This window comes from Endozoicomonas sp. ONNA1 (genome assembly GCF_024606325.1).
GTDB lineage: Bacteria > Pseudomonadota > Gammaproteobacteria > Pseudomonadales > Endozoicomonadaceae > Endozoicomonas_A.
Window position 1 is genome coordinate 1 of the sequence record NZ_JAHHPN010000951.1, and the last position, 10476, is coordinate 10476.

8 protein-coding genes are annotated in these 10476 nt (G+C 47.8%); 6 read left to right on the forward strand and 2 right to left on the reverse strand.

What is annotated here, in order from left to right; genetic code table 11:
- Window positions 1–696 (reverse strand): hypothetical protein (locus tag KDK19_RS22765; RefSeq protein WP_257293019.1); only part of this gene is annotated, 696 nt, incomplete at its 3' end.
- 644 nt (window positions 697–1340) lie between these two features.
- Between KDK19_RS22765 and KDK19_RS22770 the strand changes: the two genes are divergently transcribed.
- The 4 genes from KDK19_RS22770 (at window position 1341) to KDK19_RS22785 (ending at window position 8205) form a co-directional block, all read left to right on the forward strand.
- Complete coding sequence (locus tag KDK19_RS22770; protein ID WP_257288646.1) at window positions 1341–3317, forward strand: hypothetical protein; 1977 nt, start codon at window positions 1341–1343, stop codon at window positions 3315–3317.
- A 356-nt stretch (window positions 3318–3673) separates the two neighbouring features.
- Window positions 3674–5893: a hypothetical protein gene (locus KDK19_RS22775; protein ID WP_257293020.1), complete on the forward strand. Its 2220-nt coding sequence runs from the start codon at window positions 3674–3676 to the stop codon at window positions 5891–5893.
- A gap of 292 nt (window positions 5894–6185) precedes the next feature.
- Window positions 6186–7442: a valine--pyruvate transaminase gene (locus KDK19_RS22780; RefSeq protein WP_257293021.1), complete on the forward strand. Its 1257-nt coding sequence runs from the start codon at window positions 6186–6188 to the stop codon at window positions 7440–7442.
- Between the two features lie 307 nt (window positions 7443–7749).
- The gene (locus tag KDK19_RS22785; RefSeq protein WP_257293022.1) at window positions 7750–8205 is read left to right on the forward strand and encodes a DUF29 domain-containing protein; all 456 of its coding nucleotides are present in this window, start codon (window positions 7750–7752) and stop codon (window positions 8203–8205) included.
- Here the strand turns inward: KDK19_RS22785 and KDK19_RS22790 are convergent.
- Window positions 8165–8512, reverse strand: coding sequence for a hypothetical protein (locus tag KDK19_RS22790; RefSeq protein ID WP_257280406.1), 348 nt, complete (start codon window positions 8510–8512; stop codon window positions 8165–8167). The genes KDK19_RS22785 and KDK19_RS22790 overlap by 41 nt on opposite strands.
- Before the next feature lie 183 nt (window positions 8513–8695).
- Here KDK19_RS22790 and KDK19_RS22795 point away from each other — a divergent pair, with 183 nt between their 5' ends.
- Window positions 8696–9424: a PepSY domain-containing protein gene (locus KDK19_RS22795; protein ID WP_257280407.1), complete on the forward strand. Its 729-nt coding sequence runs from the start codon at window positions 8696–8698 to the stop codon at window positions 9422–9424.
- A 304-nt stretch (window positions 9425–9728) separates the two neighbouring features.
- The coding region (argF, locus tag KDK19_RS22800) for an ornithine carbamoyltransferase (RefSeq protein WP_257293023.1) at window positions 9729–10476 on the forward strand (748 nt) is incomplete at its 3' end.

The following is a 10476-nucleotide window of genomic DNA, read 5'->3' on the forward strand; positions in this document are numbered from 1 at the left end:
AGCAGGATGGCTTACCGGGCCAGATTCCTGATCGCCTGTTTGCAAACAGACATCTTTTCTGCAAACAAAAGAGTCGTCTGAGGTTGAACGACACTGGGTACTTGTGGAGGGAGCGAAGACACAGCGTCCTTGTCGATTACAGCAGGGCTGTTCATGGCAATTTTCATTAAGGCTATGTCGGGAGTCGGTGGGTCGGCCCGAATTTTCATCATTATGATCGTTGTCGTATAGATAATGCGATTTTTCTGAATGTCTATCGAAGGACTGACCATAATCTTCTGCCCCCTTTGTCCGGGAATAGTTACCGTCGCCTGTTCCGTACATCAAAGTGATGATCTGAAATTTGTTTCGCCTACAGGATTTGTCACCGAGTGGCGTGCCTGCACCTGAATATCCGTTTGTGCGGGTAATGTGTAATGGTTCGTTTTGCATCGGCTTCCCATCGGTCATTGGCATCGCAGATAATATGCCCGGCTCAGTCTTTATTGTCAGAGCCCTGTTCTGGTTAACTTCAACAATGAAACGGTGGGTCTGCAGCTCAATCGGGCAGACGAAAGGCACAAAGACCAATACGTGCAGGAGTAGGCTTTTAATGGCTCTATCCTTATGTTTTCTATGGATAGGAGCAGTGAGGATAGACGAGAGAATAAGGAGTAAGGAACTAAAACATGGTTTTTCGTGGATTCTCCTATCCATAGTAAACGTGCTGAAGTTCTACTGAAACGCCGATGCTTTATACATGACAACTGTCGTTAAATAATGCTTTTAGCAAAGCGATGTACTCAGAGACGATCACAGAGCTACAGAAAGGCGATTACCTGGTCCCGATGAGGTTCACCTGAATCGTCGAATGCGGGATGTGATGACGACTGCTGAGCAGAGAGCTGAGCAGAGAACCAGATGTTAAGCCCGAGGCGACAAAGCCATCATACAAATAGATATGGCCACTACAAGTGGCCTGCTGGCGAAGCAGATGAATTATGGAGCCATAATCGACACAGATTAAAATTTTAGTGGGGGTTATTTTTAGCTCTTCAATATGACCATTAATCTTCAATATAAAACGAGTCTCACGCCGCTGGATCTCAGGAGGCTTTGGTTCGCAACTCTATTATCATCTATTTTTCAGTCTATCCTGGTCATAGAACAATCTAAATAATAATGACTTTTATTGTTTATATTCTTACCTGCTACCTATACTCTTCCCTTGGCAAGTAAAGCCATTCTCCCGAATAACGATAGTAACTGGCTGTTATCAGGCCGCTGTCCTGTTTCAGTATGAATAATTGTCTGTACTGGCCATTTTTGTTCTACGACAAATATTGTGTAATGAGGACGTCATGAAGCATTCACTGTCTCTTTTCATTATCACTTTTGTTACGATCCTGTGTTCTGAATCTTCTCCGGCTTTGCCTACCACTTCACCAAGCCTGAGACCTACCTTTAACGACACCCATCATCAAACCACTGCCTCAGCGGGCGATCTGAAGCTTTTCGAGTTGTGCTCAGGTAATATTGAGCATCCGGATCTGCTCACTACGGAGGCCATGAAACAAGCGGCTGTTAAAGCGCTTGAGCAGGTCTCTGCTACCTCTAAACAACTCATCGATCGGTGTGTTATCAAGACCCCGCTCAGAGACAGCTACCTCGACGAAGAAATCGCTGGATTCAATGCCAACAAGTCATGGGAAGATACCACCAGCACCGCCTTTTTACTGGTGGGTGTTGGTATGAAGTCAGAAACGATCATAGCAGAAGAAAGCTGTGCCTCGAAAAAACCGGTTATTGCCGGCCAAAAGGAGGGTCAGCTTTCAGTCTTGCCCAGTAACTGGCTTGAACAATTTCAGATCAAAAAAACCCTTCATTTAAAAACCGGACAGATGCTGATCGGGGTACCACTTGACAGCAGTAACGGTTCATTCGCAGATGGCTATTTTGCTGCCGTACAAAGAAAAATTGAACCCACACATCACTGTAACCCAAGTCACCTCTATGAAGGCTACTACAGGAAAAGTACAACTTATAAAGGGGAGCTGATTCACTTCAGTGGTGCAGGTATCCTGATCACTGGTTTAACCACATTGCCTGCATTACACAATACTTTTGGGGCATACCTTCGCATGAAAGATTATTGTTGGAGAGCAGATGAAGAAAAGTATTTCCACATCACAAGCCACGAGGCGCACAGGGAAATGCTGAAAGGAGAACTGGATCTGAAATCGCTGGAAGTTCCGGATAAAGGTTACATGCTCAATATTTTCGGGAATGAGCTCTTCCAAATCCTTCAGCCCGCCGTTAGCATTTCTCTTGCGGATGAATCCGAAGACGTCGATTCAAGGATGTTTAGCGGCAGAACCCTGGTTGGCTTTTCGAACAATAAAGTCTATTCCTGCTACACAGGTCAGGTTGAAAAGGCCCTGAATATTGATATCGCCTACCAGGATGCCTCACCGCAACCCGAGTTTATCCGGGCCCTGGAATTCAAAAACAATCACATCCTGGGGAATGCACCACAGGCCATGAGCCTCGTTCTTCCCGAACACGTTAAAGCCGACATCAGCAACAATCAGTTTGTAACGACAAAAGTCAGTGCCAGGAGTTCAAGAGGTATTTGCCTTGTCGGCCCGGTCCAGAGCAGAGAGGACTGGCAATTCCCACTGATCGCCAATCTATCGGGCAATCTTATAAAAGGCTATCGGACAGCACTGTCCTTGGCGGGCTATCAGAAGCTAGTGTTGAACTCAAACCAGCTTCTGGGCGATCGGGTGTCCATTGGACGCCATGGGAATCTGACTTTGCCGGTCACACTGGCAGGCGACAAAAACAACCAGTTTAAGGCGGGCGATGACCACCCCTGTTACCAGCTTGAACATACTCATATCATCGGTGGCTTTGTATTTTCCGACGCTACTACTACCTGTCCGGGCAGGCTCACTCCCCCAACAATGTTTACTACCTCATACCCGCAGACATTCAGCTCTGTAAAATCTTCTGACTCTGTCACAACATCGGTTGTACATTCCCAGACAGAAAAACCATCTACCAGAAAACGGCTCACCAGTTCACAAAGACTCGTGACAGGAATTCGGCAAGTCTTCAGCAATGCGACGGAGGCAAGTTATCTTGAGTCCCTTGATGACAAAGTCAGTGATAGTTCGACGAGCCTGAACGTTTGGCAAACCTCGCTGGCAGTCGTTGGCGGGTTAGCTATTGTGCCTACGGCTATTGTTCTCGGTTATTTCAGATACAAAATGAAACTCTATTTACTGACACCTCCTACCGAATGGTACCGCTTGAGGTCTCAAGATGATCTTTAATGGGCACTGAGCAGCAGTTATATTTTGACAGGGATGATTATCTCCGGTGAAGGTATAAACTTCGCCGCTGTGGGTCGAACGTACTTCTTAATTTCGCCCCTGAAGAGTAATGATTTCAGACATTAATATCCTCCCCCGCCCTGATCAGCTATAGTCTTACGCGAAATGAAAATAATCACTTTTCAAAAAATCCTACCGCCGAATAACACCGACTATACTCTCTTAGCAAATAAAAACATTATCTAACAAAAACAATAGTACCTGCTTGAGATCAAGCTGCAGCCATATTTCGGCATGAATGATTATTAGTACTAACCGTTTTTGTTTTACGACACTTATTGTGTAATGAGGACGCCATGAAATACTTACTGTCTCTCTGCATTATTATTTTTATAACGGCCTTATTTGTTGAATCTTCCCCAGCTTTCCCCACCACTGCAACAACCGCGAGCCCCACTTACAGTGCCACCCAACCTCAAACCACTGCCGCAACAGGCAGACTGGAACTTTCCGAGTTGTGCAAAGGAAAACCCTTAGGCGAGGACCTGCTCACCTCAGAAGCCATGGTACAGGCAACTCTAAAAGCACTCAGGCAAGTCTCTGTCAGGACCAGACAATCCATTGACCGATGTGTTATCTACACCCCGACCGAAAAAAGCTATTTCGACGAAAGCAAAATCAACTACCTCGACGAAAGCATTGATGAGTTCAATTCTGACAGACCATGGGAAGAGACCACCAACACCGCATTTCTTCTGGTGGGTGTCGGCATGAAGTCAGAACCTGTTTCCGCTGGTGAAGACTGCGCTTCGAAACGGCCGGTCATTGCCGGTAGCCACGACGATCTGCCTTCGGTCCTGCCCGGTAGCTGGCTTGAACACTTTCAGGTCAAAGAAACCATCCATTTAAAAGCAGGGCAAATGCTCATCGGGGTGCCACTGGACCGCAGTGACGGTTCATTGGCAGACGGCTATTTTGCTGCCCTGATGAAGAAAATTGAGTACAAACATGACTGCAGAGATGGCGGTTGGTCCTGGTCCAGACGCTACCACCATAACAGCGAAAAAGTTTTTTTCAAAGGTGAGCTGATTCACTTTAACGGTGCAGGCATCCTGATCACGGGTTTGACCACGTTACCTGCACTGGACGCCTTTATGGAAGATGCTGGCAAACATTGCGAAGCTGATTCGAAGGTTATCACTACTGCCAGCCACGAAGTGTACACTGAGATGCTGAAAGGAGAGCTGAACCTGAAATCCCTGAAAGTCCCGGCTAATGGCTACATGGCCAATATTTTCAGGAATGAGTTCTTTCAAATCCTTAAGCCTGCCATCAGCCTTTCTCTAGCCGATGAATCGGAAAACGTAGATTCAGCACTGTTCACGAACAGAACCCTGGTTGGCTTTTCGAACAATCAGGTCTATTCCTGCTACAACAAAAAAAATCCCGTTGAAACGGCTGTGGATATTAACCTTACCTACCGGGATACCTCACCCCGAAGCGAGTTTATTCGGGCCATAGAATTCAAGGACAATTACATATTGGGGAATGCGCCAAAAGCCATGAACCTTGCTCTTCCCGAACACGTTACAGTCAGCATTGTCAACAGTGAGTTTGTAACGACAAAAGTCAGTGACGTTAATGCAAAAGGCATTAGCATTCATGGCCCGGACCAGAGCAGCGAAGACTGGCGAGCCCCGTTGACCGTCGATATGACGGGCAATCTTATCAGGGGTTATCAGGCAGCACTGTCTTTGACCGGTTATCAAAAGCTGGTATTGAAATCAAACCAGCTTCTTGGCGAGCTGGTGTCCATAGAACGCCGGAACGATCTGACACTGCCTGTGACACTGTCAGGCGACAGCAACAACCAGTTTAATGCACTCGGTAATGATCCCTGCCACCAGCTTGAACATACTAACATTATCGGTGGCTTTGTATTTTCTGATGGGATCACCTCCTGTCCAGGTAGCTTCACTCACCCAACAATGTTTACTTCATCATTCCGCAGGCTATTCAGCTCGATTAAGTCTATTACTTCTGCTACAACAACCCATGTTAATTCCGGGACACCGAACCCATTAACCTCTGGCTTTTCCTTAAGCACTGAATCTGCTTTGAAATCGATACTGACAAGCTCAGAGAAAAATCTTAAGGGCACATCGTCGCCAACCCACTCAACTCCCTTTAAAAAACGGAGTAACAATACTAAAGATAAAATTTCCAAGGGCAGAAATGCCAGACTTAACGACACCAAGCCCGGTCCATCACCAGCCAGAAACCTGCCCACCCATTCACAAAGTCTTGTGACAGAACTAAAGCCGACCTACAACAATTCAACTCCGGCAAGTCTTGAGTTCTCGGATGGTCGCAGAGGTGGCAGTTCGTCAGGCTTTAAGCCCTGGCAAAAAGCACTGACCGTCGTTGGTGGAGTTTTGGTTTTTGCTGCTGGTATTGCCGCTATCACCTACTACAAGGTCAAAAATAAACGTTCTCCCCAGAAGGAGCCTCTTATCGATATGAAACATATGGATGACCATCTGCAAGTTATGAATGACCCTCTGGCTGAGTTGTAAACGCGTAAACCGTCCGCCGGAACTCCTGTCTCGACTGATACGATGAGGCAGGGTGCAGGACGCAGCGCTAAAAATATCTTATGCACAGCAACACAATCTCAGTTAAACTCCCGAGGTATCTCCTGCCCAAGAGCACAGCACTTTTGCGACAACCTCGCACCCTGACGGCAATTTTCACTCAATAATGCCTCTGGCAGGATATTCCTTTCCGGACTTTACCGCGTAATCAGCGAGAGTCTTTTCGTTTTATGTTGAGCTGTTCACAGCTGTATGCAGATAACCTGAGGCAAGCATGAAGCTTTCCACATTTGGCACTAAATTTACCAGTCATACCGGCATACTCCAGCTTATGGATGATCTGGGCAATGCACTGGCCGGCGGCCAGGATATGATTATGATGGGAGGAGGGAATCCTGCCCATATTCCTGAAGTGGAAGAGGCTTTTCGTCAGCGACTTCAGACAATTCTGGACAGTCAGTCCGAGTTCACCCGACTGATCGGCACCTATGACCCGCCCCAGGGAGAAAAAGAATTTGTTCATGAGACGGCCCGCTTTCTCAACCGTCAGTTTGGCTGGAAACTGGGAGCGGAAAACATTGCCTTGACCAACGGCAGCCAGGCCGCGTTCTTCATGCTCTTCAATATGTTTGCCGGTCATTATGATGATGGCAGCCATCGCTGTATTCAATTGCCACTGGCGCCTGAATATATTGGCTATGGTGACGCAGGTCTGAGCGATAACTTCTTCCTGGCTAACAAGCCTGAAATCAAGATCATCAATGATGACATGTTCAAATATCATGTCGATTTCAGCAGCCTGGAAGTGGATGAACGTACCGGTGCACTTTGTGCTTCCCGTCCGACTAACCCAACCGGTAATGTCCTGACCGACCTGGAAGTCAGCCGACTGGACGAAATGGCCAGAGCCCATGACATTCCCCTGATCATTGACGGTGCCTACGGAACCCCATTCCCAAACCTGATCTTCAGCGATGCCAACCCGGAATGGAATGAGAACACTATTCTCTGCCTCAGTCTTTCCAAACTTGGCCTGCCAGCTGCCAGAACCGGTATCGTTATTGCCAACGAGCAGGTTATCAAAGCATTATCGGGCATCAACGCCATCATGAATCTGGCTCCCAACAGTTTTGGCAGCCTGATCGTGCTGGATATGATCCGTGACGACAGTATCATTGATCTCAGCAAAAATGTGATTCGTCCTTATTATGAAAACAAGGCCAGGTTTGCTGTTTCTTTATTGCAGAAGTATCTCAATGGCGTCAACTGGAAGGTACACACACCGGAAGGTGCCATGTTCCTGTGGCTCTGGTTTGAGGGACTGCCCATCAGCAACCAGGAACTCTACGAACGACTAAAAAAGCGCAACGTTCTGGTAGTCTCCGGCCACTATTTCTTTCCAGGCATCAACGATGACTGGCAGCACAAGCATGAATGCCTGAGGATGACGTATGCTCGCGATAATAAAACCGTAGAGCGTGGTGTTGCTATTATTGCTGAAGAAGTTCGCAAGGCTTGTCAGGGGCAATAATCGGTCCTGATTCTACCGTAAAGCTCTGCTCAAAGTGCGGGGCTTTCAAGTGGTCTTGATGAGCCCCGTGTCAGGTTGACTGAACCCATCCGGATGAGGCCAAAATAACCAGCGTAATTAAGGTCAATATGGGATTGAGGCCAGCCAGGAGAGGTTTTAAGATGCTTTGCCAGTGAATGGGGGGGTTGCACGTTAGGTGACTGCTTGAGGTAATGGGCTTGCAGAATACCTGCTATCGGCCGCCTGTTCACTCTTTCATACGCCTGATAAACTGAATAGACCGGCTGAGATTGTCTGGAATCACACCATGAATAATGATCAGAAAACACTTTATGAGTCCGACTTCTATAGCTGGACAAAACAGCAGGCTCAACTCATTAAAGAACGCCGGTTCGACGAACTCGATCTCGATAACCTTGCCGAAGAAGTGGAAGATATGGGGAAGCATGAGCCGCGTTCATTGACCAGTCACTTGATGCAACTGCTCATGCATTTATTAAAATGGCAGTATCAGCCAGAGCGACGTTCAAGAAACTGGCGCGACTCCATTATTTTGCAAAGAGCCAAGGCTAAAGATGTACTGGATGAAAACCCCGGCCTGAAGCCCAGGAAGGCAGAACTGTACAAAAAAGCCTACAAAAAAGCCGTCGTCCTTGCGGCCAGGCAAACCGAGTTACCCCTTGAAACCTTCCCTTCAGAATGTCCGTGGACGTATGAAGCAGTCATGCACGATGACTTTCTTCCAGAGAATCCGCCTCACTAGCCGCCATGCGCCTGCGGTGCTTGTGCAGGCGGTTGCCTTCACAGTAAGCACAGCCACCGTGATTGTGCCAGAACCATCCCTGTTCAGCGGTGCATCTTTCCATAAACGGTACAGAGCCTGTCTTGGCTTGCGCTTGGTTCGACTCATAATCCCCCGCCATAATCACGGCGGTCACGGTATCGGTACCCTCTAACTCAATCTGCCACCGTGAACCCCGACCGGCAGGCAGACGAAAGCCCCGATCTGAAGTCAGATCAAACTTTGTCTCGAAATTGTCCCCTACAGAGGACTCCGGCTTGCAATCCATCCATTCAAATCTACATTAACAGCTAGTTCCATAGCTCGTTTTTCTTCGCTGAAAACAGAGCCATTCTTGTAAAACGGTTCTTTCAGAAAAGATGTAAATTCATAGTGCGGTTTCATATTCCAGTTTGGACGAGATCCCTTCCAAGGCTTTGCATCTGCAAAGTAAATCCACAGGTACTGTGTCATGTACAAAAGCCAATTCCCGTCACGTCTCGCTCAAGTCTTCACTCTGTCGCTAATCATGTCACTGTTCATAGTAATGGGTAGTCAGGCCGAATCCCCTACACCTGCGGAAGCTAACCATCTGGTGCCATTGGAACAAATCATCAGTCAGATTCGGAAAAAGTACGGTGAGGTCATCATTCAAAACGTTCGTCTTACAGAAGAAGACAGACGCAGGGTCAGGGTCATTGACTTTACTGACAGTAGAAACAGAAACCAGCGTGCAGTCGTTGATGCCCAATCAGGCAAGGTCATTGAAGTTGCCCAATTGCAGACGCCCATGCCGCTGGAAAAAATCATAGAGAAAGTCAAAAGCAAGCATTCTGTTGCGGTCATCCTGAAAACAAGGACCGACATGCGAAATGGCCAGCGGGTTCGAATCATTGACTTTATAGACAAAAAACAAAAGCGCTGGTCTACGACGCTTGATGCCTATACCGGAATGCTCGTTGATGATATCACCTACACAGTGCAACCTCAGGGTAAACTTGTGTCCCTGAGTCAGGTCATAACAAAGGCCAGAGAAACTCACAATAGTATTGTGATTCTGAAAACCCGACTGGCACGCTGGAAGAAACAGCAGGTTCGGGAAATTTATTATCTGGATGAGAGTCGCTTCAAGAAAAGGCTGGTCGTAAATGCCTCTAGTGGAGATGTCATTGAAGATCGCCCCTACCCGTCGCTGCTCTAGTCGTCGCTATAAAAGTCCGGCATACCCGGCTTCTGACTTCAGGTACTCCACGATAATATATGGGCAATCAGCCAATCGGTGGCTTAAAATCAAAAACATAACGTAAGCACTTACTGATTACGGGAGCCGCACCTGCTCTGACTGGTAACGGCAGACGTATTTCTACGTAGTGCTATCCGGTTTTTGCGCATATATTCTAACGCCCGCTGGAGTCTTGTGCCTGTTCGTCTGGAGTGCCGCCGAAAGATGCGACAAATGTCCACAGCAAGCAACCATGCGCCTAACAAAAAGCAAGAGTAAAACGATGGATTTCAGACTGCCCAACCAACCTTTCCTGAAACTGCTTGATTTCACAGCAGAGGATATTGCCTCGTTGCTCGATCTGTCCCTGCAACTGAAGCAGGCCAGGAAAAGCGGCAATGAACCCCGCTTTCTTCAGGGTCGCAACATCGCATTGATTTTTGAAAAAGCATCCACCCGAACCCGCTGTGCTTTTGAAGTAGCCAGCTTTGATCAGGGTGCAAATGTGACCTACATTTCCGGTGGCTCACAGATGGGCAGTAAGGAATCGGTGAAAGACACCGCCAGGGTTCTGGGCAGAATGTATGATGGTATTGAGTTCCGTGGCCATTCCCAGCAGCATGTTGAAGAACTGGCAAAATACTCAGGCGTTCCCGTTTGGAATGGCCTGACCGACGACTGGCACCCGACTCAGGTTCTGGCCGACTTTCTGACCATGCTGGAACATGGCAAGGGTCGTCCTCTGAGTGAACTTAAGCTCTGTTACGCAGGCGATGGCCGGAACAATGTGGCGAACTCACTGCTGGTGGGTTGTGCCAAGATGGGCGTCGACTTCAGAATTGCCGCTCCAAAAGGATACACCCCTGCCCCCGAACTGCTGAATCTCTGCGAGCCATTAGCAGAAAAATCCGGAGCAAGAATCACCGTTACCCAGTCCGCTGAAGAAGCCGTCTCAGAATGTGACTTTATCTATACCGATGTTTGGGTCTCCATGGGAGAGCCGGTAGAAGCCTGGGACGAGCGTGTACGTC